The sequence below is a fragment of the Methylobacterium sp. J-118 genome, assembly GCF_057836565.1.
In genome coordinates this window covers 5774110-5800471 of sequence record NZ_JBYQFA010000001.1, presented here as the reverse complement: position 1 = coordinate 5800471, position 26362 = coordinate 5774110, and the positions used below count along the sequence as shown (strand labels likewise).

Sequence of the window (26362 nt, the reverse complement as noted above, 5' to 3'; positions counted from 1 at the left end):
GGTTCATGCTCGAAGAGTTCAAGAAGTTTGCGCTGCGCGGGAACGTGGTTGATCTCGCCGTCGGCGTGATCATCGGCGCCGCGTTCGGGGCCATCGTCAATTCGGCGGTCCAGGACCTGTTCATGCCGGCGATCGGCGCGGTCACAGGCGGGCTCGATTTCTCGAACTACTACATCCCGCTCTCGTCCAAGGTGCAGGCCGGCCTGCCCTACGTGGACGCCAAGAAGCAGGGCGCGGTCTTGGGTTACGGCCAGTTCCTGACCCTGACGCTCAACTTCCTGATCGTCGCCTTCGTGCTGTTCCTGGTGATCCGGGCGATGAACAAGCTCCAGCGGGCCGAGGACAAGAAGCCCGACGCGATCGCCGAGGTGCCGGCTGACGTGAAGCTCCTGTCGGAGATCCGCGACCTCCTCGCCGCGAAGCCGCGGGTCTGAGCCTCAACCCTCGCGTCCGTCCGTCTCCCCGGGCTTGACCCCGAAGGCGTCGAGGATCTGGTCCAGGACCTGGCCGACCGCGCCGGTGCCCTCCTCGTGGGTCTTCAGCCGGGTCTCGAGCCGGCGTATCTGCGGCTCGAACAGGTCGGGCACGGAATCGTCGCCGAGGAAGCGCGGCTTGTCGGTCTCGACCGGCAGGACTCCGCGCAGTTGCTGGCCGAGATGATCGCGCACCGGTTCGGGCAGAACGGCACCGGGCTCACTGGTATGGTCGCTCATGGTCGCCTCACGGGTCGAACCGTATATCAACGGCCGGTCGCAGGAAGCGTTGCGCCGACGGCCGCGGCCAACGGAAAGACCCCGGAGCGGGGGCTCCGGGGTCCAGGGGGCCGGCGCGTGACCGGCCCGCAGGATCAGTCGATGACCTCGACGATGCGGTGGCCGCGGTCGACCAGCACCGGGCGATCGTTCACCACCGTGTAGCGGTAGCCCGGCTGCACGCGGTACTCGCTCGGCACGTCGTAGTAGGTCACGCCCGAAGCCGGCAGGGTGGAGCCGACGGCGACGCGGCCGTCATAGTCGTAGGAGCGGACGTTGCGCTCGCGGACGTAGCTGCGGAAGCGCGGGGCCATGTCGACGCCGAGGATGCCGCCCACCGTGCCGGTGGCCGCGCCGACGGCGCCGCCGACGATCCCGCCGATCGGGCCGGCCGCATCGGCACCGGCGGCGGCGCCGCGCTCGGCACCCGGGATGGTGCCCTGGGCCTGGGCGGCCAGCGGCAGGGACAGGACGAGGGCCGAGGCGGCGATGAGGGTCTTGAGGGTCATGCGGGACTTCTCCGTTCCGTGGCGTTCCGCCGCGGACACGCGGCGAAGCTCGGCCCGGTAACGCCCGATCCCCGGAATCGGATGCATCTTTTTCGCGGCGTGCCGAATATGGCTAACGCCGGATCGCGCGTCCCGACCCTAGGCGTCCTTGGGCATCGCCGACTGGATGAACCGGTCGGAGCCGAGATCCTCCTCGTCGTAGCCCAGCAGCTCCGCGAGGCGGCTGCGGGCACGGCTGACCCGGCTCTTCACCGTGCCGACCTTGCAGCCCATGATCGCGGCGGCCTCCTCGTAGGACACGCCCTCGGCCCCGACCAGCACCAGCGCCTCGCGCTGATCCGGCGGCAGCTTGGCGAGCGCCGATTGCAGATCCTCGACGTCGAGCCGGTCGCCCTGGTGCGGGGCGGTCGCGAGCCGGGCGGCGTAGGACCCGTCCTGGTCCTCGACCTCGCGCACGCGCTTGCGGTGATCCGAGTAGAAGATGTTGCGCAGGATCGTGAACAGCCACGCGTTCAGGTTGGTCCCCGGCTGGAACCGCGCGCGGTGCTGCCAGCCCTTGAGCAGGGTGTCCTGGACGAGGTCGTCGGACCGGGCGGGGTTCGAGGTCAGCGACAGCGCGAAGGCGCGCAGGGACGGCACCGCGGCGAGCAGGCCGTTGCGGAATTCCGGCTCGATCGCCTCGCCCCGGGCGCGGAGCGCCGCCTCCAGCTTCTCGATCAGCTCGGCGAACCGGGACGGCAGCGATTCCTCGCCGATCCGCTCGTAGACGGTGCGCAGGTGTTCCCCGAGATGCGTGCGGATGCCGGGAGCCAGGTTCGGGCGGCCATCCCGAGTCCCGTCCTCCGCGGACAGGACGGTGTCGGTGTCGTCGCGGGTCATGCGTGTCGCACTCGTCAGCTCTTCGTGGCTCGACCCTTGGTCCCGAGGGGGTCGAGGCGGATCGCTTGCCGGCCAGAACCCATGGAAATCCGGCCGCTGCTTTCCTGTTACGGGCGTTCTAGCGCATCGGGCGCAGCCATGCACCCTCGGCCGACCTACCCGTGAGATGCGTTCGCCGGTCTCAACAGGCGGATCGCCCCGTCCCGCAGGGTGAGGACATCGCCGCGGGCGAGATCGGTCCAGCGCTCATCGCGGGTCAGCGCCTTCGTGGCGATGACGGTGACGATGTCGTGCTCGGTGGTCTCCCGGGCGAAATCGACCTGCCAGTCCTCGTCGATCAGGGTGGCCTTGCCGAAGGGGGCCCGCCGGGTGAGATAGCAGAGGCGCTTGCCGCAATGGGCGTAGAGGGTCCGGCTGTCCGTCAGCAGCATGTTGAACACGCCGAGCCCGTGCAGCCCGCCCGCGAGGTCGGCCACGGCCCGATCCAGGGTCTTGGGCCGGGGGAGGGCCTTGTACCTTTCCTGCAGGCGGCCCAGCATCCAGCAGAAGGCGTGCTCGCTGTCGGTGCTGCCGATCGGCATGAAGCCGCCGAGCGGCAGGCGCTTCACGCCCTTGAGCTGGCCGTTATGCGCGAAGGTCCAGCGGCGGCCCCACAATTCCCGCGCGAACGGGTGGGTGTTCTCTAGGCTGACCCGGCCGCGGTTGGCCTTGCGCACGTGGGCCACGACGATCCGACTCTTGATCGGCATGTCGCGCAGGAGCCGGGCGAGCTGCGAGCGCGCGCTCGGCTCGGGCTCGTGGAAACTGCGGCAGGTCCGCCCGTCGTAGAAGCTGATGCCCCAGCCGTCGGCATGGGGCCCGGTCTCGCCGCCGCGCCGGGCCAGCCCGGCGAAGGAGAAGCGGATGTCGGTCGGCACGTTGGCGCTCATGCCGAGCAATTCGCACATGATAAATCAGTCCAGGAGGGTCGCGCGGGATCGTCGGTCTGACGCCATCCAAGGTGGCCCGCGGCGGGCGTTCAGTCGCCCGACACGCGTCCGGCCGTCCGACGCTGCGCACGTTCATGGAGGAACACCGCCGTCCAGCCAAGAGCGAGAACCAGTGCGGGCGTCACGACGAAGGCGACGACAAAACTCGCGTTCATCCGGCTAATCCCCTGAGCACGCGCCTTGCCCCTAGATGTAGGCTGACCGCGATCGAAAGCCAAACGGTCGTTCCGATAAGCAGAACCCAGGGCTCGACCAGCGTACGGAAGTTGCTGACATTGTAGATATAACCGGCCAGCGGCGTCGCGATCCCCACCGTGACGCAGGACGTCGCGACCGTGTTGAGGGCCGATGCGAGCAGCTTCGTCTGCTCGACGCGTACGGGATCGGTCACGCGCGTGTCCTGGCTCCTACCGCGCCAGATAATCCGTCAGCGTCATTCCGACCATGATGGCGACCCAGAAGAAGCCGAGCCCCGAGAACAGCCGGATCAGGGGCGGCTCGTGGATCACCTCCATGGAAACGAGGAGGATCAGCATCACCATCACGGCGACCACCAGCAGTTCGACGATCCAGACCTCCGCGAACGGCAGGGTGGCGCCCAGCGTGACGTTGACGGCGAGCAGCGCCAGCAGCGCCAGGAAGGTCAGAACCGGCGTGCGCAGGCGCTTCCGGAGGAGGGCGCGGTCGTCGGCGCTCAGGGCGGCGAGGGGGCTGCGCATCCTACCGGTTCACCACGTAGAGGATCGGGAAGGCCAGGATCCAGACCAGATCGATGAAGTGCCAGTACAGGCCGTAGACCTCGATCCAGTTCTGGTGGCGGGACAGGAAGCCGGCCTTGGCGGCCATCCAGGTCATGCCGAGCAGGAGTCCGATGCCGGTGAACAGGTGGAGCGCGTGGAGCAGCGTGGCGACGTAGTAGAGGTTCACGAACAGCCGCGCCGCCGGCGTCTCGGCGAGCGCGAAGGGACGCTGGCTGAGGAACGGCATCATGTGCTCGGTCCAGTCGGCGTAGTACTCGTAGCCCTTGAGCACCAGGAACAGGCCGCCGAGCGCCGCCGTCGCCAGCATCGCCCGGACCATGGCGCGCTGCCAGCCGATCCGCGAGAATTCGATCGCCATCGACATGGTGAGCGACGAGCAGATCAGCACCACCGTGTTGGTGGCGCCGATCCAGAACTTGAGGTGCCGGGCCGCCGCCACCGTGGCCTCGGGGTGCTGGATTCGGGTGATCAGCGCCACCAGGAACAGGGCCGAGAACAGCAGCAGCTCGGTGATCAGCCACGCCCAGATCCCGAGCGTCGCCGCCGCGCGCTGCTGGGCCACGGTCTCGAAATGTCCGGCGCGGGCGACCCCGACGCCGTCCGCCAGGGACTCGCTCATCCGTGCTGATCCTGGGATTCCTGCGACTGGATCGGGTAGTCGTAGGGGACGCGCGGCACCTCGGGGGGCGTGAGGAAATTGTGCGTCGGCGGCGGGGAGGCGGTCTCCCATTCGAGCCCCTTGGCGTTCCACGGGTTGGCGGGGGCCTTGCGCCCGGACCACAGGGAATAGACGAGGTAGACCATCGGGAAGATGTAGCCCGCCGCCAGGATCGTGGCGCCCGCCGAGGACAGCACGTTGAGGAGCTGGAACTCCGGCGGGTAGGTCGCGTAGCGCCGCGGCATCCCGAGATAGCCGAGGATGAATTGCGGGAAGAACGTCACGTTGAAGCCGAGGAAGATCAGCAGCGCCGAGACCCGGCCCCAGGGCTCGCTGTACATCCGGCCGGTGAATTTCGGCCACCAGAAGTGCAGGCCGCCGAGGAACGCCAGCACCGTGCCGCCGACCATGATGTAGTGGAAGTGGGCGACTACGAAATAGGTCGCGTGGATGTGCTGGTTGATCGCCAGCGTCGCGAGGTAGAGGCCGGTGAGCCCGCCGAGCACGAACAGGCCGATATAGCCCATCGCGTAGAGCATCGGCGTGTCGAGCCGTAGGCTCCCCTTATGGATTGTCGCGGTCCAGTTGTAGACCTTGACGGCCGAGGGCACCGCCACCGCGAAGGACAGGGCCGAGAACACCAGCGAGGCCAGGTCGCTCTGGCCGTTGATGAACATGTGGTGGCCCCAGACGAAGAAGGTCACCGAGGCCAGCCCGATCGACGCGTAGGCGACGAAGCGGTAGCCGAACAGCTTCTTCTGCGCGAAGGCGGGGACGATCTCGGAGATCACCCCCATGCCGGGCAGGACCATGATGTACACGGCCGGGTGCGAGTAGAACCAGAACAGGTGCTGGAACAGCACCGGGTCGCCGCCATAGGCCGGGTCGAACACGCCGATATGGAAGCCGCGCTCCGCGATCAGCAGGATCAGCGCCGTGGTGATGACGGGCGTCGCCAGCAGGAAGATCAGGCTCGTGGCGTAGTGCGTCCAGACGAAGATCGGCAGCTTGAACCACGTCATGCCGGGCGCCCGCATGGTGTGGATCGTCACGACGAAGTTGAGGCCCGTCAGGATCGACGAGAAGCCCACGATGGTGACGCCGATCAGCGCCGGCAGCACCCAGGTGTTCGAGAAGGCGGTGGAGAGCGGGGCGTAGAAGGTCCAGCCGGTATCGACCCCGCCGAGCACCACCGAGACCAGGGTGAACAGGGCGCCGGTCATGAACACGTACCAGCTCGTCAGGTTGAGTTTTGGGAAGGCGAGGTCCTTGGCCCCGATCATGAGGGGGATCAGGAAATTGCCGAAGGTCGCGGGGATCGACGGGATCAGGAAGAACCAGACCATCACCACCCCGTGGATGGTGAAGGCCTTGTTGTAGGTGTCGTTGGCCATGATCGCGCCGTTCGGCACGATCAGCGCGAGGCGCACGATCCCGGCCGCCAGGGCGCCGATCACGAAGAATCCGGTGATCGAGGTCAGGTACAGGATCGCGATGCGCTTGTGGTCGGTGGTGAGGAACCACGAGCGCAGGGTCGATTCCGCGTGCAGGTAGTCGGCCTTGCGCCCGATCGTCGCTTCCGCGGCGTGGGGTTCCCGGCGGGCGGTGCCGCCGATGCTGCCCGATGCGCTCATCGTGTCGCCCGCAATAGAAGGGGATGAAGGCCAAGCGTTGGGACGATCGCGCGGGTTGCCCTCCCCCCTCTGCGGGGGAGGGTGGCCCCTGCGTTAGCAGGGGTCGGGAGAGGGGAGCGACGGTGCAGAACAGGGCGCCGGCCTTCATGAAGGCCGCGCCCCTGCCGGAAGCGGGGTTCCCCTCTCCCGACCCCCTTCGGGGGCCACCCTCCCCCGCAGAGGGGGGAGGGGGAGCGGCCCGCCCGGTGATCGGACGGCAGGATGTCCAGGGTGACGCCGTTCATCATCGTGTCGCGTCCGCTGCCTTTGAAGTCGGATACGCTTTCAAAAAATCGATCAGCGTCCCGAGTTCGTCCGCCGGGATCCGGCCGGCGAAGCTCGGCATGACCTGCTTGCCGCCCCCGGCGAGACGGTCGCCGTTCGGGTTCAGGATTTTTTCGCGCAACCACGTCGCGTCGGCCGTGACGGTGCGGCCGTCCGCGAGCTTGACCTCGGATCCGTAGAGACCGGCGAGGCTCGGGGCCTTCACGGGGGAGCCGGGCTCGTGGCAGCCGGCGCAGCCATAGGCCTCGTAGAGGGCGCGCCCCGCCGCGACCTTGCCCTGCTGGGCGCCGGCATGGGTCAGCCAGTCCTGGTAGTCGCCGGGGTTCATGAAGGTGACCTCGCCGCCCATCACGGAATGGTCGGTGCCGCAATATTCCGAGCAGTAGAGGTGGAACGTGCCGGTCTTGTCGGCCTTGAACCACAGGTCGGTGTAGCGGTCGGGCAGGGCGGCGACCTGCAGGCGCACGGCCGGCAGGTAGAGGGCGTGGATCACATCCTGGCTGATGATGTGCAGGCGGATCGGCTGGCCGATCGGCAGGTGCAGGTCGTTGATCTCGGACTGGCCGGTGGGGTGCTGGAACTTCCACATCCATTGCCGGCCAACCGCCTCGACCACCAGGGCGTCGGGGGGTGGGTTGCGCGACTGGACGAACAGCTTCGCGCCCCAGACGAAGAAGATCAGCGTCAGCAGGAACGGGATCAGCATCCAGCTAATCTCGATGAGGTTGGAGCGGATGCCCGAGGGGCTCCGGTCCGCCGCGGAGCCCTCCCGGTAGCGCACGGCGAAATAGGTGATCGCCACGAAGACCGGCACGGTCAGCAGCAGCGTCAGCACCGTGAAGGCCAGGATGAGCAGGTCGGTCTCGCTCGCGACGGCCGAGACCGCGGCGGGCCAGAGCTGGAGGGAATCGTGGCTCGGCGTCATCGCGCGACGGGCTCCGCCGGGTCGAGGGGGCGGCCGACGATCAGATCCATGGCGCGCCCGATCGGGATCCGGGCCCGGGTGCGGGCCGCGTCGCGGTAGCCGTAGCCCGCCAGATGCGCCTCGGTCGCCGCCCGCTGGCGATCGATATCGGCATAGGGGTTCGCCTGGAGGTTCGGGGGCGGCGGCGCGAGGCGGGCGGTCTGCTGGGGCGTCAGCGTCGGCAGCGCCCGGCGCTGGCCCGCCGCGAAGGTACTCATCAGCCAGATCATCGTGCCGATGACCGTCAGGGCCGCGAGCGCGAGGCCGGCCATGACCAGGGCGGTGTTGCGGACATTGACGTCGCGGACCTCGTGCCCCGGGTCGTCGGGGTCCCGCTGGCTGTTGGCGGGCGGGCGCGACGGGCGCCCGTTCAGGACAGAGCTGCCGCGCAGGGTCAGACCCGCCAGGATGGCGGGGATCAGGCCGGAGGGGCCGCCCGCGCTCATGCCGGCCTCCCGGCGCGGCGGGGGGACGCGGCCGCGCCGAGGCGCAGCGCGGGGCGGAGCGCGGCGGCGAGGCAGGCCACGGCACCGGCCGCCAGCCCGTCGCTCGGGCGGAGCACGAACCGGTCGCGGATCGCGGGAGTGACGAGCCAGAACATCTCGAGGGCGTGCACCGCCAGCGCCGCCCCGGCCAGGATCCGCGTGGTCGGCCGACCGGGCCGGAGGGTCGCGAGCCCGGCGAGCACCGCCACGGCGCCGGCCGCGATCGACAGGGCCCGCCCGAGCCAACCGCCGCGGGCGAAGTACCACGCCACCTCGGGGGGCAGGTTCGCCGACCAGACGATCAGGAACTGCACGAAGTGCAGGTAGGCCCAGAGCCCGAGCAGGACGACGAGGGGCACCAGCCGGCCGCGCCCCGGGGCCGTCCGACCGCGGCCCACCGGTTCCGGCTCCTCCCAGGCCAGCAGGATCGCCGCCGCGAAGGCGAGGCCGCTCCAGGCGGTCATGACCAGGAGGCCGAGCAGGGTCGAATCGAGCCGTGGGTCCAGGGAGGCGATCACGTCGGTGACGAAGAGCGTGCCGATCACCGCATGGAGGCCCACCGCCGGGACGGTCCGGCCCTCGCCGGGGGCGTCGAAGGGCCGGGCGAAGCGCAGCGCCAGCCAGGTCCAGGCGGCGAGATAGGCGATCACCCGCGCGGCGAAGAACGGCACCGTGAACCAGAGGGCGGCGAGCGGTGTGCGCGCTGGGGCGCCGGCCCACGGATAGAGCAGGGGCGCGGCCGCGAGCAGCGGCAGCGCTAGCACGGCCGCCACCGGCATCAAAGTCGTCAGGCGGCGCAGGCCGGCCAGCATCTCGACGCCGCCGCGCGCACGCACGCGCTGGCCGAAGCGCTCGGCCACGATGACCACCGGCAGGGCGCCGACCGGCAGGGCGAGGAGCACCAGCCAGGCGGCGAGGTACGAGGCCGCCGCCCCGCGCCAACCGCCCGCGAGCCCGCAGCAGGCCAGGAGCGCGAGGCCGGCCAGGCCGAGGAGGGCGGGGCGCCTCACCGGGTCGCCTCCAGCCGGGCCCGATCCGACTCCGGCAGGCTCGTCACCGGGGCGTCCTGGCTGAGCTGGAGCGCGCGGACATAGGCGACGATTGCCCAGCGGTCGGCGGAGGGGATCATCTGCGCCATGCCGAACATGGCCCTCCGGCCGTTGGAGATCGCGTCGTAGAGCTCGGCCGCGGAGGCCCGGGTGACCGGCTCGGCGGCGAGATTGCCGGCCTGCGGGAAGCCGCGCGCCACGATCATGCCCTGGCCGCGCCCGTCCTGGCCGTGACAGGGGGTGCAGAACACCGCGTAGCGCTGCCGCCCCCGGTCGAGCAGGTCGCGGCTGACGGTCTCCGGCTGCGGCGCCGGCCGGGCGGGATCGTTCCGCGGCACGGTGCCGGCCACCGGCTGGCGCATGGTGATCGCGCGGGGGAAGAACGGGTTCCGGTCCCAGGTCTTGGCCCGGGCCTGATCGGCCATGTCGGCGTCGCCGCAGGCCGAGAGCGGCGCCAGGGCGAGGAAGGCGAGGGGGAGGGCGCGCCTCATCGCGGGATCCGCCGGATCTCGAGGGGGCGCCCGGCCTCGGCCGGAAGGCCAGTGAGCCGCCGCTCGATCTTGCCCGCGTCGAACCGGTCGCTCCGGGCCTCCGCGGTGAGGAAGAAGCGGTCGTCCGAGGCGCGCAGGAAGCCCGGGATGTTGAAGGCCGGGTGGTTCAGCCGCGGTAGGCGGTTGAGCACCAGGAGCGCGCCGTGGATCGCCACGCAGCCCGCCATCGTGGCGAAGGACAGGCTCGGCACCACGAAGGACGGCCAGGACAGGCGCGGCCGCCCGCCGATCAGGAACACGTAATCGTAGGCCGTGGCGTAGACGCACATCGCGAAGAAGCCCGCGCCGCCGAGCAGGGCCCCGGCCAGGGCATAGGGCAGGATCGAGCGGCCCTCCAGGCCGAGCGGCCGGAGGGTCCGGGGCATCGGCACCGGGCCGTGCCCGTCGAGGCGGACGTGGTCGGGGCCGAGGCCGGAGACCGCCTGCAGGGCGGCGGCGAGGTCGCCCTGGCTCGCGAAGGTGGCCGACACGCCCCACAGAGGGGCCGCCACCGGATCCTCCTCCGGCCGGGCGGCGGTCCGGGACGTGGCCGCGCGCGCGGCCTCCTGCGCGGCCGGGACCTCCGCCAGGGCGAGGCGCCGGCTCTCGACGATCGAGACCGCCGGCAGGTAGCGCAGGAACAGGAGCAGCAGGGTCAGGAACAGGCCGATCGAGCCCGCGAAGGTGGCGATGCCCCAGGGATCGACCCCGTAGGGAAGCCGCGAGGAGGGCAGGAAATCCTGCGTCAGGGTCACGACCAGGACCATGACGTGGTCGGCATAGGCGCCGATCGCCACCAGCAGGCCGACCGCCGCGAGGACGAGGGGCGCCGTTCGGGCCCGGGCCGACCACAGGACCTGCGCCGGCAGGACGAGGCCGAGGATCGCCGTCCAGGAGACCAGAGCGTGGTCGCCGGTCAGGCGCCGCACCAGCACGGCGCGGCCCTGCGCGTCGCCGTTGAGAAACGTGTCGAACGCTTCGGCGGCATAGCAATAGGCGCTGGCGCAGCCGAGGCAGAGCAGCAGGCGCCCGAGCACGTCGAGGTGGCGCGGGGTCACCAGGGTATCGAGGCCGTAGACCAGGCGGATCAGCATCACGATCATCGCCGTGACGCCGACGCCAGAATAGACGGCGTTGATCAGGAAGCTCACCGGCAGAAGCGTGCTGTGCCAGCCCGGCATCAGCGAACCCGCCAGCATCACCGAGGCGCCGGTCTGGACCGAGACCACCAGCAGCACGCCGAGCAGCGCCACCGTCTGGTAGGCCTGGACCCAGATCTGCCAATGGGCCGCCGAGCCGCGCCAGCCGGAGGCGACGATGCCGTAGACCTGCGCGCGCAGCAGCGCGAGCCCGCGGGTCGGCGCCTTGGCGTCGGCCTGGCGCATCGCCTCGGCGAAGGCGCGGTCGCGCAGGGTTGCGAGATCCGGCAGCAGCCCGATGAACCACAGGCTCACGCAGATCACCAGGAAGGACACGATGTCGATCGCGTCCCAGAGCAGCGGCGAGCGGAACTGCGGCCAGAGATCGTAGGTGTTGGGGTAGGGCAGGTTCCAGAAGAAGAACCACGGGCGACCCAGATGGATGATCGGGTAGAGCCCGGCAGCCGCGGTGGCGAGCAGCGCCAGGGTTTCGGCAACCCGGTTCACCGCCCCGCGCCATTCCGCCCCGAGCAGGAGCAGGATCGCCGAGACCAGGAGGCTCCCCGAGGCCACGCCGATCCACCAATCGTAGCTGGCGATGTCCAGCGCCCAGACGACGGCGTTGTTGTTCCCCCAGATCCCCGGGCCGGCATAGAGCAGGTAGGCGAGGGTGACGGCAAAGATGCCCAGCAGCGCCCCCGCCCCCGCGAAGGCGATCCACCAGCGCCGGTTGCCCGGATGCGTCAGCGGGATCGCCGTCACGGCGCCGCCGATGCCCTGGAGGGTTTCCTCCGGCGGGATCAGGGAACCATCCACGAGAGCGCCGGCCATGCTCAGCCCTCCCGACCGCTGCGATCCGCGGCGGGCGCGAGCCCGGCGAGGTAGGTGGTGCGCGGCCGCGTGTTCAGGTGGCCGAGCAGCGCGTATTCCCGGGGATCCCTGCGGGCGGCCGAGACCTGGCTCCCCGGATCGGCGACGTTGCCGAAGGTGATGGCCCGGGTCGGGCAGGCGCCCTGGCAGGCGGTCTCGACGGCGCCGTCGGGGATCGGGGCATGGGCGTCCTTGGCGGAGGTGATCCGCGCCGCGGTGATCCGCTGGATGCAGTAGGTGCACTTCTCCATCACGCCGCGGGCGCGGACCGTGACCTCGGGGTTGCGCTGCTGCTGCTCCACCGGGGTCATGCCGCCGGTATAGTCGAGGTAGTTGAACCGGCGGACCTTGTAGGGGCAGTAGCTCTGGCAGGTCCGGGTGCCGACGCAGCGGTTGTAGACCTGCAGGTTCAGGCCCTCGCTGTCGTGCAGGGTCGCCTCCACGGGGCAGCCGAGTTCGCAGGGCGCCTGCTCGCAATGCATGCACGGCACCGGCTGAAAATGCGTGGTCGGCGCGTCGAGGTCGCCCGCGTAGTAGCGGTCGACCCGCAGCCAGCCCATCCAGCGCCCCTTCTCGACCTCCGCGCGGCCGACCACCGGGATGTTGTTCTCCGCCTGGCAGGCGGTGACGCAGGCGTTGCAGCCGGTGCAGGCGTCGAGGTCGATGGCCATGCCCCATTGCGCGGCGACCCAGCGGTCCTGGCTCTCCGGGGGCGGGTAGAACGAGGCGGGGCTCGGCGCGCCCCTCGGGTCGCCCACCGGCGCGGCGCCGAGCGCCTGCACCCGGACGATGTCCTCCCCCTCCATCGTGCCGAGGTGCTGGGTGGTCGCCGGCATGCTGCGCCGGCCAGTCTTCGTCAGCCGCGCGCCAGCGAGCCGCCAGCCCGAATCGGCCGGTCGCAGGGGTGACGCGTCGTAGCCGAGGCCGCGGGACAGGTGATCCGGCACGTCCCGGCCGTAGCCGAGGGTCAGGGTCAGCGTGTCGTCGGCCTGTCCCGGCAGGATCCAGGCCGGCCCCTCGACGGCGCGGCCGTCCGCCTCCAGCCGCACGATGTCGCCGGTGGCGATCCCCTCATGCTCGGCCAGCCGCGGCCCGAGGGCGATCACGTTCTCCCAGACCACCTTGGTGAGCGGCTTCGGCAGTTCCTGAAGCCAGGCAAGGTCGGCCGGGGTGCCGTCCCAGACGGTGGGGTCGGGGCGGAACAGGACCTCCAGGGCGCCGGTCGATGGCGCCTCCGGATTCACGTGTCTCCCTCCCCCCTCTGCGGGGGAGGGTGGCCCCCGCAGGGGGTCGGGAGAGGGGAACCCGGTTTCCGGAAGGGGCTCAGCCTTCATGGAGGCCGCAGCCTTACTCTGCACCGTCGCTCCCCTCTCCCGACCCTCGCTCACGCGAGGGCCACCCTCCCCCGCAGAGGGGGGAGGGAGGGCGCGTGCCAGATCTGGCGTATCCGTTCCGTCGAAGGGTTCAGGCGGAGAGGTCGCCTCGGCCGGGGGGGTGTGAACACCGTAGGGGGAAATCGCAGCAGCTTGCGTCAGCGCCACGGTCTCGGCCGGCCGCGCGCTGTCGGCCCAGAAACCTTGGCGCAGGGCCTCCGAGAAGCCGGCCTCGAACGCCGCCTCGTCCGTGCCCTGCTCCCGCCAGCGCGCCTTGAGGAGGCCGAGGGCGTCCTCGGCGCCGTCCCCGCCCGTGCCGTCCGCCAGGAAGGCCAGCATCTGCGGCAGGGTGCGGCCGTTGTAGAACGGGGCGATGGTCGGCTGGATCAGCCCCACGGTCCCGTCGAGGGACCGGACGTCGCCCCAGGATTCGAGGGGATGGGCCACGGGCAGGTGCCAGTCGGCATGGGCGGCGGTCTCGTCGGCGTAGAGCCCGGCATGGATCTTGAGCGGCACGCGCCCCATCCCGGCGGCGAAATCGAGGGCTCCGGGCGCCTCGTAGACCGGGTTGGCGCCGAGCACGATCAGCGCCGTGACGGCGCCGCGCGCCATCGCGTCGGCGAGGTCCGCCAGCGTGCCGGCCCCCTGCGCCTCGGCGGGCTCGGTGTGCCGCAGGGTCGTGCCGGTGTTGCCGAGCGCACCGTTGAGGCGGTGGACCAGGTCGTGCAGCGCCGGACTCGCCGTGAGCCCGGCCGTGACCAGGCTGGCGCCCCGGGCCTCGGTCAGGGCCTTGCCGGCGCCCCGCGTCCAGCGGGCCACCGGATCGTCGCCGGACGGTGCCGCGCCGCCCTCGGCAAGCCCCAGGAGCGCCCGGGCGAGGGCTTCGAGCCGGGCAGCCTGGACGGGAACGGAGACATCCGCCTTGGCGCTGGTCAGCGTCGGCGTCGGCGCCGCCGCGTGCAGGGTCAGCAGCCGGCCCTCCGCGTAGGCCGCGCGCCGGGCCGCGCTCCAGCGCCGGGACAGCCCGACCTGGCCCGGGCCGAGGTCGAGGAAGTCGCCGTCGAGCGCCACGATCGTGCGCGCCCGGTCGAAATCGGGGATCGTCTCCAGCGGCCGGCCATAGGCAAGGCGGGCACCCTCGTAGAGCCCCGCGCGCCCGGCACCCGCGCCGACATGCCAGCGCAGGGCCGGATAGGCGGCCCGCAGCCGGGCGATCTGCGCCGCCACCGTGGGCGAGGTCACCGGGCCGGTGAGCAGGGCGAGGCCCGCGCCGCCGGTCTCGCGCCAGGCCGGCATCTGCGCCTGCAGGGCCGCACGGAACGCCGCCCAGGAACTCGGCCGGCCGAGATGCTGAACCGCCTGGGAGCGGAACGGGTCGTAGAGGCCGAGCACGGAGGCCTGGGCCAGGACGTCGGTGCCGCCGCGGCTCCAGGGATGGTCGGGATTGCCCTCGATCTTCAGGGGCCGGCCGTTGCGGGTGGTGACCAGGATGCCGTTGCCGAACCCGTCGAACAGCGCCGAGGAGGCGTAAGCCAGGTCGGTGCCCGGCACGATCCGCTCGGGCTGGTTGACGTAGGGCACCTCGTGGTCGCGGCCGCCGGCCCCGCCGCAGGCGGTGAGCCCGCCGAGCGCGAAGGAGGCCGCCATCAGTTTCAGGAAGCCGCGCCGCTCCGGAGCGGCGGCGAGCCGGGAGGCCGAGGGGAACTCGGCGGCGAGGTAATCGCGGAATTCCGGGCTGTCGGCCACGGCGTCGAGGCTGCGCCAGAAGCGCGGGCCGTCGCCGCTCGCGAGTTTCGCACGCAGGGCCGGGAAATCGGGAGGGCCGGTCATCGGTGGCAGATCCCGCACTCGGTGAGCCGCGCGCCGCCGCGGATGTGGTACTCGGCCGCGAGCTTCGGCCCGAGGGCCGCCTGGTCGGCCGGCGGCGTCCAGGTCATGTTCCAGACCTGATCGGGCGGGCGGACATACTTATCCGGCGCCCGGTGGCAGTCGAGGCAGAAGCGCATCTCGAAGGCGTTGGCCCGGTAGGTCATCTGCATCGCCGTCACGTCGCCGTGGCAGGTGGAGCAGCCGATCCCCTTCGTCACGTGGACGGAGTGGTTGTAGTAGACGTATTGCGGCAGCTTGTTCAGCCGCTTCCATTCCAGCGGGATGTCCTGCGCGTAGCTGTCGCGCACGGGCTTGAGCATGTCGGAGCCGGTCCAGATCTGCGAGTGGCAGGTCATGCAGGTCTGGGTCGGCGGGATGCCCGCTGTGGCCTCCTTGTCGACGGTGGTGTGGCAGTAGCGGCAATCGATGCCGAGCTCGCCCGAATGGTGCTTGTGGCTGAAGGGCAGCGGCTGGGCCGGCGCCACGCCGACGCCGGTGACGTAGTTCGAGCGCACGATTCCGGCCGCCAGCACAGGCAGCCCGACCAGGCAGGCGACGCCGGTCATCAGGGCGAGGCGGTAGAGCGCGTCCGCGCCGGGCGTGAACAGCTGCGCCATCAGCCGCGCCCGCGGGACGACGGAATGATCGGGAGATCGCGTTCGATCGGCTCAGCTCCTGGCCACACGCGTCGCCCCACGTTCCGATCCCAGCCAGACCCATGCCGCAGGCCGGTCCGCGCGCGGACCGGGCGACCGAAGCGGCCGCGTTGCGCCGCGGCGGCGCCCCTATCGGGAGCCGTGCGCTGCGGTCCATAACCTAGAGCGCTTCCAGACCGGAACCAGAACTTGGATCAGGCTGGCGGACATGTCGCAGTGCGGCAGCGACAGGTCCCGCGCCCTGCGCCGAGCCCTGGGGCATCGTCGCGAGAGGGGCCCGCCGGCTTTCAGAAAAAGGCGATGCCGATCAAAAAGCTAGCGGATCGCACCGGTTCCGGTCTCCGGCGCGATGCGCTATGCCCCTGGCCGCGGAAGGCCCCCCGATCCCGCCCGGAGACGCATGGAATCCGATCCCCTCGTCCTGACCTGGCGTGCCGCGCGGCGTCTGCATGCCGCGGCGGCGGCCCTCGCGGTCGGGATCGGCGTGCCGCTCTGCGCGCTGGCCCTCCTCTGCCTGCGCGACCTCGTGGCACTGCTGCCCCGCGACGGGGCGGCGGCGCTGCCCTTCCTGCGCCTCGCCGTACCGCTCCAGGGCCGCGAGCTCGTCCTGGCACCCGGCCTGCCGCTGCGTCCCGCCGGGCTCGAATTCGCGGCGTTCCTGTGCATCGCCGCCTGCGCGCTGATCCTGGCGGCCCTCGGCTGGTGGGTGGCGCGCCTGTGCTTCAAGGCCCAGAACCGGGCCGCCGACGCGGTCCGGGACAGCGTCCTGCGGGCGATCCTCGACGCCCCGGCCGGGGCGCGGGACGAGGCGCGCAGCCTCGCCCGCCTCGTCGGCGACATGCTGGCGCGGGCCGACCGGCTGCTCGCGGCCGGGATCGTCCTGCCGGCGATGACGCTCGCCGCCCTGATCCTGGCCCTCGGCTTCGCCGCGCTGGCGGCGCCCCGGCTGGTCCCGGCGGCAATGGCCGGCCTCGCGGCGGTCGGCCTCGCCTACGGGCTGGTGCTGGAACGGGCGCGGGATCGGCAGGAGTTACGCCTGCGCACCGGCGCGCGGGCGGAGGAGAACCTGAACGACCTCGTCCGGCGCCTGCCGGCCGTGCGCAACCACGGAGCCGCCGCCCTGGAACGGACGCGCATCGCGGCCCGCGTGAGCGCGATGCGCGGCACCGTGGCCCGCGCCGAGGCGCGGCTGGCCTATGCCCGGGCGCCGGCCCTCGCCCTGGCGGTGATCCTGCCGGCGATCGCGGTCGGCACCGCCCTGTGGCGCAGCACGGCGCCGGGGGTGCCGCCGGCGCCGCCGGTGGATCCGGCCGCACTCCTGGCGGCGGCGGGCGCCTTCGGCCTCGCGGGCTGGCTCGCGGCGATCTGCGCGCGCCTCTGGACGGTGCGCCGGGCCGTGCGCCCGCGCTTCCGCGACCTCGCCCGCATCATCGCGGCCCTCGAAGGCCGGCGGGCACGGACCGGCGCCCCCGTGCCGCTGCCCCGGTCGGGGCTCCTGGCGACCCAGGGCGTCGGCGCCTTCGATCCGGTCACGGGCGAGCGGCTGACCGGCGTCGACGTCGCCGTCACCATGCCGGGCCATGTGGCGATCACCGGCAGCCGCGGCAGCGGCGCCCGGGCGCTGGCGGCGGTGCTGGCGGGGCAGGTCGAGCCGACGGCCGGCGCCGTCACCTATGCGGGCACGGACCTGCGCGGCTTCGACGCCGCCGAGCGCGCCCGGCGCATCGCCTTCGCGGCCGGCGAGGCGATCCTCATGGCGGGCTCGCTCCGGCAGAACCTGCTCTACGGCACCGACCCGGCCCGCGCCCCCGACGACATCGCGCTCATCGGGCTCAGCCGGCTGACCGGGCTCGACGGCTTCGTCTACGCCCGCGGCCTGACCGGGCGGCTCGACCCCGCGGCCCAGCCGCGGCTCGCGGCCGCGGTCGTCGCCGCCCGCCGGACCATGCGGGTGGCCCTGGCCGCCAAGGGGGCCGAGCGCCTGGTCGAGCCGTTCGACCCCGACCGCTACAACCATCAGGCGAATATCGGCGAGAACATCCTCTTCGGCGAGCCGGTGGGCGGCGCCTTCTCGCCCCTGCGCTTCGCCCGCCATCCCTACCTGCGGGCGGTGCTGGAGGCCGAGGGGCTGGTCCGGCCGCTGACGGAGATCGGCCTGTCGGTGGCCAGCAGCACCGTGGAGATCTTCGCCGACCTGCCCAACGACCATCCCCTGTTCGACGCCTACTCGCTGTTCCAGGCCTCGGAGCGGGGCTATTTCGAGGATCTCGTCGTGCGCCTGGCCGACGCCGCCAGCCTGCGCCGGGGGCCGGCGGGCCAGCGCGACCGCACGCGCCTGATCGGACTGGCCCTGCGCTACAGCGAGTCCCGCCACCGCTTCGGCCTGATCGACGCCGCGTTCGAGGCGCGGCTGGTCCAGGCGCGGCGCTCCTTCGCGCGGATGCTGCCGGCCCATCTCGCCGGCGCGGTGGAGTTCCACGATCCCGGCCGGGTCAACCCGGCCGCCAGCCTGGAGGAGAACCTGCTGTTCGGCCGGATCAGCCTCGGCGAGGCCAATGCCGAGCCGCGGGTGCGGGCGCTGGTCCGGCGCGTGCTCGCCGAGGAGGGGCTCGAAGCCGCCGTCTACGGGCTCGGGCTGGACAGCAAGGTCGAGATCCAGCCGAGCACCGGCGCGCTGGCGGACGGGGCGATCAACGCCCGCGAGCGGATGGCGATCGAGCTGGTCCGCTGCCTCGCCCGCGAGCCCGACATCCTGGTCGTCGCCCTCGCTCCCGACGAGCGGAGGGAGGACCTGCACGACCGCCTCCTCGGGCTGCGCCGGGCGCGGGCCGGGCGCGGCCTGATCGTCTGCCTGCCCGGGACCGCCGTGTCGGAGGGTTTCGCGCCGTTCGACGCGGTGATCGCGGTGGAGAACAGCGCGGTGGTGGGACCGGTGACGGTGCCCGCGGAGGCCGAACTCGCCCCGGCGGGTTGAGGCGGCCCCGGTCGGGAGATTTCGGGGCGCAGCCGTCCTTCGACGGGGGCGCGCTAACGCGGTCGCGCCGCGATCAGGACCTCGCGCTTTCGGAGGCGAGACACGGTCGCCCGCGTCCGGATCGAGCGAGGTGCCGATGATACTTTGTCCTGGACTTGAATAGCCGTCCCCTTGCAGAGACAAGCTCGGCAGTTCATTGATACGGCGCCTTGAGCGAGCGTCATGCCCCGAGATAACAAGATCAAGGCGGGTATCGCCGCAAGACTATCGCTCCGAAGAAGATGACGGCTCTTGCGTAGCCCAGCCTTCCTAGCCCTCTGCGCATGCGCCTACCTCGGCACCGATCACGCCGCCGCGCAGACCGGCCGACCCCGCGACCTTGAGGAGTTGTCCGTCGTCCTCGACCGCGCCCCCACGCCTGCCGACGCCGAACCGTGGGCCGCGCGCGGCGATGCGGGGCCAACCCCGCCGGGCGGCACAGCGCCCGGCGTCGGGATCACGTTCGGGGGGGCCGCGACGACGATCACCCGGCGGGACGCGATCGCCGATCGGCCAGCCGCCGACATAGGCTCGATCCTGCTCGACAGCCCCGGTGTCACCGTGCGCCAGGGGACGGGCGGCCGCGACGTCATCGTCTCGATCCGCGGCGCCAACGCCCGTTCCACCGGCGTGAACCGCTCCATCGCCGTGGTCGAGGACGGCTTCCCGCTGACTCAGCCCGACGGTGGCTCGCGCTTCGACCTCACCGACCCGCACGCCTACGCCGACGTCACCGTCCTGCGCGGGCCGCAATCGGCGCTGTTTGGCAACTACGCCACCGGCGGCGCCATCGCGTTCCGGACCCGCACCGGCGCCGAGATCGACGGCTACGAGATCGGTGCCGACGCCGGTTCGTTCGGGTATCTCAACACCTACGCCGCCGCGGGGCGGGCGAGCGGCCCGTTCGATCTCGCCCTGTTCCTCAGCGACGCACGGGCGAACGGCTACCAGGATCATGCGAGCTACGACACGCAGACGGTCAACCTGATCGCGCGCTACGCGCCGACCCCGGACGACCGATTCACCATCAAGGCCATCGACAACCAGCTGCACGCCGATGTCCCGGCGCGCGCGTCGCTGGCGCAGTACAGGATCAACCCCTACCAGCGCGGCTGCGCGGCGGCGGCCACGGCAGCGCCGGGCTGCACGACCTACGCCTACTTCGCCAACGGCGCCTACGGCGCGACGGTGGCCGTGACGGCGAGCGAGGCGGCGCTGCTGCGCGACGACAGGCGCACCGTCCTCGGCCTGCGCTACGAGCACGACCTCGATGCATTCACCACCTGGAGCGCGCAGGCGGTGCTCGATGAGCGCAACTTCTTCCAGCCGTTCTACACCGCCTCACCCCAGGGTTCGTACCCGTCCCAGAACCTCCTCACCGACGTGACCCGGCGCGCCGACCTGTTCGGTCTGCCGGCGACCGGCTACGCGGCGCTGTCCTACGACCGGATCGAGTCCCACGCCGCGATCTACACCCGCGCCCCTTACAGCGGGCCGCGCCTGGGCGCGCTGACCAGCGACCAGCGGGCGGTCCAGGACAACCTCGGCGCACGGGCTCGGGTGGAGCTACAGCTGTCCGAACGGTGGTCGGTGGCGGCCGGGCTCGGCGCGCAGGCGACCGGCGTCGCGGGGCGCAACATCTTCTACACGACGACCCCGGGCGGCACGGCTGGAGCTGGGGCCGGCGTGGACCGCACCTTCCTCAACGCCGCGCAGGACCTGTCGCTGACCTACCGGCCCAGCGCGGACTGGCGGTTCCTCGCCCGCGCGGCGACCGCCTACGCGACCCCGGCGGCACCAGCCTGTTCATCACGCCCGCCGGAATACCGGGCAACAACACGCTGCTGAGGCCGCAGCGCAACCTCGGACTCGACCTCGGCGCGACCTGGATGCCGCTGCCAGGACTGCAACTGTCGATCACCGGCTTCTACGAGTTCCTGCGCGACGAACTCGTCTCGCAATCGCCCGGCGGCGGCCTCCTGCCGTTCATCGTCAACGCGCCGGCCTCGGAGCACCGCGGCGTCGAGGTCCGCGCGACCTGGGCGTCTCCGGACGGGTGGCGGGCGACGCTGGCCTATACCCACGACGACCAAGTCTACACGCGGTACACCGAGCAACTCAGCGCGGGGGCGAGGACCGCCACGTTCGATCGGGTGGGCCGGCACATCCCGGGCGTGCCCGTCGATGCGGGGCTGGTACGGCTCGGCCACGAATGGACGACCGGCCTGCTGCACGGCTTCGGGGCGTTCGTCGAGGCGGTCTCCCAGAGCGGTTTCCCGCTCGACAACGCCAACGTGCTGAAAGCCCCGGGTTTCGGGATCGTCAACCTCAACGTCCACTACGACCGAGCGCTCTCGGGTCGGGCGGATGCCGGCTTCGCCAAACGCGTGAGCGTCTATGTCGAGGCGCGCAACGTGCTGGGTCAGGTCTATACGAACGCCGCCCAGAACGTCGCCGACACGATCAGCGCGGTGAACGGACAGCCGAACGGAGCGCGCGTCCTGGCCCAGGCGACCGGCTCCGTATTCGCGGGTGCACCGCGCAACATCGTCGGCGGCGTACGCGTGGCGTTCTGACGATGAGGGCCGCGCGTCATACATCGGGCGATGGCCCGTTTCTGGAGCCGTGCCGGCCGCCGTCGGCTTCGACCGCGCAGCGCATGTCGCCAAGCCCCAGACGACGGCCCGAATCGGATCAGCCGCGCCCGTCCGTCGGTGCGGTCCGAGCCACAGCCTCACCGCCGCCGCAATGGCCCGGCAAGCCGATGGCCCGCGTCCGTCCGGCGCCATTCCGGCCGATCCAGTGCGGACGGTTCATGCCTCGAACGCTCCCGATAACGCTCGCCGCCGGTCTGGCGCTCCTGGTGGCCCATGGCGGCCCGGCCGCCGCGCAGGCCGGGAAGGCCGAGGCGCCGATCCCGGCCGCCACCCTGGCGCTGATGGCCCACAAGGGTGTCACGGCCGCGTCCCCGGTCCTGTTCCGGGCCTACAAGAAGGAATCCGAGATCGAGGTCTGGAAGAAGGGCCCGTCGGGCTACGTCTTCATCAAGACCTTCCCGATCTGCCGCTGGTCCGGGCAGCTCGGGCCCAAGCGCCGGAGCGGCGACCGGCAGACCCCGGAGGGGTTCTACACGGTGCCCCGGGGCCAGATGAACCCTAACTCGCACTACTACCTGTCCTTCGACGTCGGCTATCCCAACGCCTACGACCGGGCCCACGGGTCCACCGGCTCGGCCGTGATGGTCCACGGCATCTGCTCGTCGATGGGCTGCTTCGCCATGACCGACGGCACGGTCGGCGAGATCTACGCCATCGCCCGCGACGCCCTGAAGGGCGGGCAGGCGGCGTTCCAGTTCCAGTCCTACCCGTTCCGGATGACCGCCGAGGCCATGGGCCGGCACCGGCTGGACCCGAACATCGCGTTCTGGCGCGAGCTCAAGGCCGGGTCCGACCGGTTCGAGGCGAGCCGCGAGGAGCTCCAGGTCTCGGTGGCCGCCGGCCGCTACGCCTTCGCCCCGTCCCGGAATCCCGCCGTGGAGGCGGCGGTGGCGACCCGGCGGGCCGTGGAGGACGCGCGGATCGCCGCCCTGGCCGAGACCGGGGAGCCCGCCGTGCGCATCACCTATTCCGACGGGGGGCAGAACGCCTTCTGGGCGGCCTACACGGCCCGGGGCGGCACGGTCGGCGACATCAGCCGCCCGGAGGCCCTGGCCTTCGCCGGACAGGAGGTGGTGGTCGTGCCGGCGCACCGCGCCCCGCGCCCGGTGCCTCAATCCGTCTGGGCCGCCTGGGCCGCGGCGGATTCCGTGCTGTCCCCCCGGCGGATGGCCGGCTTCGTCCCGGTCTACGAGCGCGCCGCCGACCCGTTCGGGGCGCTGGCCGCCCCCCTGCCGACCCGCTACGGCGACGGTCTGCCCTCCTGGCTCGCCGCCGGCCTCGGCGGCCGGGTTCCCGGCTCCCCGAATCTGCCCGGCGCGACGCCCGGTCTCCTGGCCTCGGCCGAAGGCCCTTGAGGCATGCAAGCGCCCGGCCCGGCGACCCGTCCGTGTGCGAAGACGCACATCACGGGGGCTCTCGGCACACCAATTCATGGTACGGCAGGGGACGAACGGTACTCTCGTTCCGTCGGCCTGCCGTAATCAGAGCACTCTTCCCGGAACGGCGACGGGGTTTCGATCGTAACGGATCGGGATTGACGTCCGCAGATTCGTGATCGCCATGTCCAATCGTTTTGAGCCGGCCCTCCCGGCGGCCGACCAAGACCTCGTCCTCCGGTTCTGGGGCGTGCGCGGCTCGACCCCGGTCAGCGGCCCGCAATACGCCGAGTTCGGCGGCAACACGCCGTGCCTGGAGGTGCGCTGCGGGCAGCGCCTCTTCATCGTAGACGCGGGCTCGGGCCTCTACAATCTCGGGCAGGGCCACCGCACCGACCTGCCCCGGGAAGTCGACCTGCTGTTCAGCCACCTGCATCTCGACCACACGGCGGGTCTGCCGTTCTTCAAGCCCGCGGTCCTCGACTGCGACCGCGTGATCAACACCTATTGCGGCAATCTCGGCGGCGAATCGGCCGGGCCGACCCTCGACCGTCTGTTCGCGCCGCCGCTCTTCCCGGTTACCCTCGACAAGCTGTGCTGCACCTTCCACCACCATGGGTTCGAGGCGGGGCAGACCCTGACCTTCCCGGACGGGGTGCGGGTCGACACGATCCCGCTGAACCATCCGCAGGGCTCGGTGGGCTACCGGTTCGAGCATGGCGGCCGGCGCCTGTGCCTGATCAGCGACATCGAGCACAGCGATCCCTGGCCGGACCCGGAGCTCGCCCGGTTCGTCGCCGGCGCCGACCTGATGGTCTATGACGGCATGTTCACCGACGGCGAGTACCCGACCTGCCGGGGCTGGGGCCATTCCACGTGGCAGAAGGGCGTCGAGCTGGCGCGGGTCGCGGGCGTGAAGGCGCTGGCCATCATCCACCTGCATCCGGCCCATTCCGACACGGCGCTCCGCGACATGGAGGCCGATCTCCAGGCCGAGATGCCCACCGCCTTCATCGCCCGCGAATCGCAGAGCATCACCGTGGGCACACCCCGGACCGTGACCCGCCGCCCCGCCGTGGCGCGCGAGGTGCGCCGCCGGATCAAGGTCGCCTGAACCGCCTCAGACGGAGCGACCCGCCGCGCGGGCCCTGCGCGCCCGGTCGAACCGCCGGAATCCGAACAGCACGAACAGGGCGACGCCGATCGTCAGGATGCTCCAGCCGTAATTGCTGACGAGCTGGGCGTCGATCGGATGGCCGATCCAGCCGAGGGCGACAAGCAGCCCGAAGGCGGCGATCGCCGCTGAAACGAGCATCCCGACAATCATCGAATTCTCCGGCGAACCGCGCCCGCACCGTCCGACGCGGCGCGCGAGACCGGAAGAATGCGCGGGACCGGCAGCCGTTCCGTGCCTCCGCCGGGCATGTCCCCGGCACACCGGGACCCCGAAGCGGGAGCCCTAAGGCGTCAGGAAGCGGCGCAAACCGCGATCTTCGCACCGCACCTGATTGCAACGCCCTCGGGCCCCGCTCTAAGTAGGCGCCCTGACGGCGCCCCGGGGCGCGCGCGGAACCCGAGACCACGGCGATGACCGGCCACCAGAACACGACCGCGGGCCCGACCGCGGATACGGCGGCGAACACGCCCCAGGACAGCGGCCCCGCCACCATGGCCGGCCCCAATCTGCTGCGCCCGCAATCCCAGCTCGTGACGATCTACGGCGGCTCCGGCTTCCTCGGTCGGCACGTGGTGCGGGCGCTGGCCAAGCGCGGCTACCGGATCCGCGTGGCGGTGCGGCGGCCGGACCTCGCGCTGTTCCTGCAACCCCTGGGACAGGTCAACCAGATCGTGGCCGTCCAGGCCAACCTGCGCTACCCCGAGTCCGTGGCCCGCGCCGCCGAGCGCGCGGACGTGCTGATCAACCTCGTCGGCATCCTGCAGGAGACCGGGTCCCAGAGCTTCGCGCGGCTGCAGGTCGAGGGGGCCGAGACGATCGCCCGGGCGGCAGCCCGGCAGGGGGCCCGGATGATCCAGGTCTCGGCGATCGGGGCGGACCCGGCCTCGCCGTCGCTCTACGCCCGCACCAAGGCCGAGGGCGAGGCCAAGGTGTTCGCCGCCTGCCCGGACGCGGTGGTGTTCCGGCCGTCGCTGATCTTCGGCCCCGGCGACGGCTTCTTCAACCGGTTCGCCGGTCTCGCCCGGGCCCTCCCGGTCCTGCCGCTGGCCGGCGGGCAGTCGCGCTTCCAGCCGGCCTTCGTGGGCGATGTCGCCGAGGCGATCGCCCGGGCGGTCGACGGCACGGTCGCGGGGGGCCGGGTCTACGAACTCGGCGGCCCGGAGGTGGGGACGCTGGAGCACTTCGTGCGCTACATGCTCAAGACGATCCAGCGCAAGCGCGTCGTGGTCGATCTGCCCCTGCCGGTCGCCAAGCTTCAGGCCCGCATGCTGGAGGTCGCCGACACCCTGACCTTCGGCCTGCTGCCGGACTCGCTCAAGCTCACCCGCGATCAGGTGATCCTGCTCCAGAACGACAACGTCGTCTCCGAAGCGGCGAAGGCCGAGGGCCGGACCTTCGAGGGCCTCGGCATCCTCCCGACCGCCGCCGAGGCGGTGGTGCCGGGCTACCTCTGGACCTACCGCAAGGCGGGTCAGTTCGCCACCGATCGGGACGAGGAGCTGCTGTCCGAAGTGCCCGACACGCTGGCATCGAAGCCCATGGCGGCCGGCTCGCAGCACAGGCCCCAGACCGCCTCCGGCCCGGCGATCGGCGCCGATGCCGGCAGCTCGCCGGGGCGGGGCGGCGGAAGCGTGCGCTGGGGCACCCGGAAGCCGGGCTAGATGGCGCATCCCATCCCGAGCCGCGCGCAAGCGGCGCCCGCGCACCGCGAACCGGCGGTCCGGGCGTGAGGCGCATCCTAGTCACCGGCGCCGCCGGCTTCGTCGGCGGCCACGTCCTGCCGCTCCTGGCGGCGGCGGGGGATCGCGTCGCGGGGATCGGCCGGGGGCCGTCCCCCCGCCTGCCGGAGGGCGTGACCTACGAGACCGTCGACCTCCTCGACGACGCCGCCCTCGGCGGCTTCGTGGACCGGTTCCGGCCGACCGCGATCCTCCACCTGGCCGGCCTCGCCTCGGTGGCGGATTCCGCCAGCGGGCCCGGGCAGACCTGGCGGGTGAACGTCAACGGCCTGATGAACCTCGTCGCCGCCGTGGAAGCCGTGCCGGACTGCACGTTCTTCTTCGTCAGCTCCGGCGAAGTCTACGGCAGCGCCTTCCTGGCCGGCCACGCCCTCACCGAGGCGGCCGAGCCGCTGCCGCGCAACACCTATGCCCGGTCGAAATGGGTCGGCGAGCAGCTCCTGCACGACCTGCTGCCCCGGATCGGCGTGAAGCTCGTGGTGCTGCGGCCGTTCAACCATATCGGACCCGGCCAGGACGAGCGCTTCGTGGTGGCCTCCTTCGCGGGCCAGATCGCCCGGATCGAGGCCGGGCTGGTGCCGCCCCGCCTCGAAGTCGGCAACCTCTCCTCGCACCGCGACTTCCTGGACGTGGCCGACGTGGCGCAGGCCTATGCCGATCTCATCGGCCGGGCGGAATCCCTGGCGGATGGCAGCGTGTTCAATATCAGTTCCGGCGTGCCGCGGACGATCGCGAGCGTGCTCGAGGACTTGCGCACCCGGGCCCGCGTGCCCTTCGAGATCCGGATCGCCCCCGAGCGGGTGCGCCCGGCCGAGATCCCGATGGCGGCGGGCGATGCCGGCCGGCTGCGCGCCACCACCGGCTGGCAGCCGCGGGTCGCGTGGGACGCTGCCCTGAACCGGGTGCTGGACGATGCCCGGGCCCGGCTGGCGGCCGCGCACGGCGCCGGGTGAGGGCGC

25 protein-coding genes are annotated in these 26362 nt (G+C 71.8%); 8 read left to right on the top strand and 17 right to left on the bottom strand.

From position 1 onward, the window contains the following. The first annotated feature begins 5 nt into the window (after positions 1 to 5). Positions 6 to 434 carry a large conductance mechanosensitive channel protein MscL gene (gene mscL / locus AC3IF3_RS28310; protein WP_243967261.1) on the top strand — a complete coding sequence of 143 codons (429 nt, stop codon included), beginning with the start codon at positions 6 to 8 and terminating at the stop codon, positions 432 to 434. Between the two features lie 3 nt (positions 435 to 437). On the opposite strand, the gene AC3IF3_RS28305 is transcribed toward mscL, so the two are convergent. The 16 genes from AC3IF3_RS28305 to AC3IF3_RS28230 form a co-directional block, all read right to left on the bottom strand. Continuing rightward, positions 438 to 713 carry a hypothetical protein gene (locus AC3IF3_RS28305; protein ID WP_243967262.1) on the bottom strand — a complete coding sequence of 92 codons (276 nt, stop codon included), beginning with the start codon at positions 711 to 713 and terminating at the stop codon, positions 438 to 440. Between the two features lie 134 nt (positions 714 to 847). Further along, positions 848 to 1261: a DUF1236 domain-containing protein gene (locus AC3IF3_RS28300; RefSeq protein ID WP_243967263.1), complete on the bottom strand. Its 414-nt coding sequence runs from the start codon at positions 1259 to 1261 to the stop codon at positions 848 to 850. 138 nt (positions 1262 to 1399) lie between these two features. After that, on the bottom strand, positions 1400 to 2140 hold the full coding sequence (locus AC3IF3_RS28295) for a NepR family anti-sigma factor (protein ID WP_243967265.1): 741 nt from the start codon (positions 2138 to 2140) through the stop codon (positions 1400 to 1402). A gap of 155 nt (positions 2141 to 2295) precedes the next feature. Then, entirely contained in the window at positions 2296 to 3087 is a 792-nt protein-coding gene (locus AC3IF3_RS28290) for a class II glutamine amidotransferase (protein WP_489231179.1), read from the bottom strand. Between the two features lie 71 nt (positions 3088 to 3158). Beyond that, the gene (locus tag AC3IF3_RS28285; RefSeq protein ID WP_279594729.1) at positions 3159 to 3284 is read right to left on the bottom strand and encodes a hypothetical protein; all 126 of its coding nucleotides are present in this window, start codon (positions 3282 to 3284) and stop codon (positions 3159 to 3161) included. Next, entirely contained in the window at positions 3281 to 3520 is a 240-nt protein-coding gene (locus tag AC3IF3_RS28280) for a hypothetical protein (protein WP_243967267.1), read from the bottom strand. The genes AC3IF3_RS28285 and AC3IF3_RS28280 overlap by 4 nt, the downstream gene beginning before the upstream one ends. A 16-nt stretch (positions 3521 to 3536) precedes the next feature. Beyond that, a complete protein-coding gene (locus AC3IF3_RS28275) occupies positions 3537 to 3848 on the bottom strand; it encodes an oxidase (protein WP_243967268.1) in 312 nt (103 codons plus the stop codon). A 1-nt stretch (position 3849) separates the two neighbouring features. Then, a complete protein-coding gene (locus AC3IF3_RS28270) occupies positions 3850 to 4509 on the bottom strand; it encodes a cytochrome c oxidase subunit 3 (RefSeq protein WP_489231178.1) in 660 nt (219 codons plus the stop codon). Beyond that, positions 4506 to 6182 carry a cytochrome c oxidase subunit I gene (locus AC3IF3_RS28265; RefSeq protein WP_489219180.1) on the bottom strand — a complete coding sequence of 559 codons (1677 nt, stop codon included), beginning with the start codon at positions 6180 to 6182 and terminating at the stop codon, positions 4506 to 4508. Before AC3IF3_RS28265 ends, AC3IF3_RS28270 begins: the two co-directional genes overlap by 4 nt. 283 nt (positions 6183 to 6465) lie before the next feature. After that, positions 6466 to 7431 (bottom strand): cytochrome c oxidase subunit II, encoded by a 966-nt coding sequence (gene coxB / locus AC3IF3_RS28260; RefSeq protein WP_243970702.1) that lies wholly within the window; start codon positions 7429 to 7431, stop codon positions 6466 to 6468. Then, positions 7428 to 7916 (bottom strand): hypothetical protein, encoded by a 489-nt coding sequence (locus tag AC3IF3_RS28255; protein WP_243970704.1) that lies wholly within the window; start codon positions 7914 to 7916, stop codon positions 7428 to 7430. The genes coxB and AC3IF3_RS28255 overlap by 4 nt, the downstream gene beginning before the upstream one ends. Then, positions 7913 to 8965, bottom strand: a complete 1053-nt coding sequence (locus tag AC3IF3_RS28250; protein ID WP_489219179.1) for a hypothetical protein — start codon at positions 8963 to 8965, stop codon at positions 7913 to 7915. Before AC3IF3_RS28250 ends, AC3IF3_RS28255 begins: the two co-directional genes overlap by 4 nt. Continuing rightward, the gene (locus AC3IF3_RS28245) at positions 8962 to 9495 is read right to left on the bottom strand and encodes a c-type cytochrome (protein WP_489231177.1); all 534 of its coding nucleotides are present in this window, start codon (positions 9493 to 9495) and stop codon (positions 8962 to 8964) included. Before AC3IF3_RS28245 ends, AC3IF3_RS28250 begins: the two co-directional genes overlap by 4 nt. Further along, positions 9492 to 11504 (bottom strand): quinol:electron acceptor oxidoreductase subunit ActD, encoded by a 2013-nt coding sequence (locus AC3IF3_RS28240; protein ID WP_489231176.1) that lies wholly within the window; start codon positions 11502 to 11504, stop codon positions 9492 to 9494. Before AC3IF3_RS28240 ends, AC3IF3_RS28245 begins: the two co-directional genes overlap by 4 nt. A 2-nt stretch (positions 11505 to 11506) precedes the next feature. Then, a complete protein-coding gene (locus AC3IF3_RS28235; RefSeq protein ID WP_489231175.1) occupies positions 11507 to 14746 on the bottom strand; it encodes a TAT-variant-translocated molybdopterin oxidoreductase in 3240 nt (1079 codons plus the stop codon). After that, positions 14743 to 15402: a cytochrome c3 family protein gene (locus tag AC3IF3_RS28230; protein WP_489231174.1), complete on the bottom strand. Its 660-nt coding sequence runs from the start codon at positions 15400 to 15402 to the stop codon at positions 14743 to 14745. The genes AC3IF3_RS28235 and AC3IF3_RS28230 overlap by 4 nt, the downstream gene beginning before the upstream one ends. Before the next feature lie 439 nt (positions 15403 to 15841). Here AC3IF3_RS28230 and AC3IF3_RS28225 point away from each other — a divergent pair, with 439 nt between their 5' ends. The 5 genes from AC3IF3_RS28225 to AC3IF3_RS28205 all read left to right on the top strand — a co-directional run bounded on the left by AC3IF3_RS28225 (position 15842) and on the right by AC3IF3_RS28205 (position 23601). Continuing rightward, positions 15842 to 18415, top strand: a complete 2574-nt coding sequence (locus AC3IF3_RS28225) for an ABC transporter ATP-binding protein (RefSeq protein WP_489231173.1) — start codon at positions 15842 to 15844, stop codon at positions 18413 to 18415. Positions 18416 to 18706: 291 nt separating this feature from the next. Beyond that, positions 18707 to 20302 (top strand): TonB-dependent receptor plug domain-containing protein, encoded by a 1596-nt coding sequence (locus AC3IF3_RS28220; RefSeq protein ID WP_489231172.1) that lies wholly within the window; start codon positions 18707 to 18709, stop codon positions 20300 to 20302. After that, the gene (locus AC3IF3_RS28215) at positions 20203 to 21030 is read left to right on the top strand and encodes a TonB-dependent receptor domain-containing protein (protein ID WP_489231383.1); all 828 of its coding nucleotides are present in this window, start codon (positions 20203 to 20205) and stop codon (positions 21028 to 21030) included. The genes AC3IF3_RS28220 and AC3IF3_RS28215 overlap by 100 nt, the downstream gene beginning before the upstream one ends. Positions 21031 to 21269: 239 nt before the next feature. Continuing rightward, the gene (locus AC3IF3_RS28210; RefSeq protein ID WP_489231171.1) at positions 21270 to 22466 is read left to right on the top strand and encodes a L,D-transpeptidase family protein; all 1197 of its coding nucleotides are present in this window, start codon (positions 21270 to 21272) and stop codon (positions 22464 to 22466) included. Positions 22467 to 22671: 205 nt separating this feature from the next. Continuing rightward, a complete protein-coding gene (locus AC3IF3_RS28205) occupies positions 22672 to 23601 on the top strand; it encodes an MBL fold metallo-hydrolase (RefSeq protein WP_243970722.1) in 930 nt (309 codons plus the stop codon). A 6-nt stretch (positions 23602 to 23607) separates the two neighbouring features. Here AC3IF3_RS28205 and AC3IF3_RS28200 read toward each other — a convergent pair whose 3' ends face one another. Then, a complete protein-coding gene (locus AC3IF3_RS28200) occupies positions 23608 to 23814 on the bottom strand; it encodes a hypothetical protein (protein WP_243970724.1) in 207 nt (68 codons plus the stop codon). Between the two features lie 341 nt (positions 23815 to 24155). Between AC3IF3_RS28200 and AC3IF3_RS28195 the strand changes: the two genes are divergently transcribed. Further along, a complete protein-coding gene (locus AC3IF3_RS28195; protein ID WP_489220433.1) occupies positions 24156 to 25325 on the top strand; it encodes a complex I NDUFA9 subunit family protein in 1170 nt (389 codons plus the stop codon). A 65-nt stretch (positions 25326 to 25390) separates the two neighbouring features. After that, complete coding sequence (locus AC3IF3_RS28190) at positions 25391 to 26356, top strand: NAD-dependent epimerase/dehydratase family protein (RefSeq protein ID WP_489231170.1); 966 nt, start codon at positions 25391 to 25393, stop codon at positions 26354 to 26356. Positions 26357 to 26362: the final 6 nt, after the last annotated feature.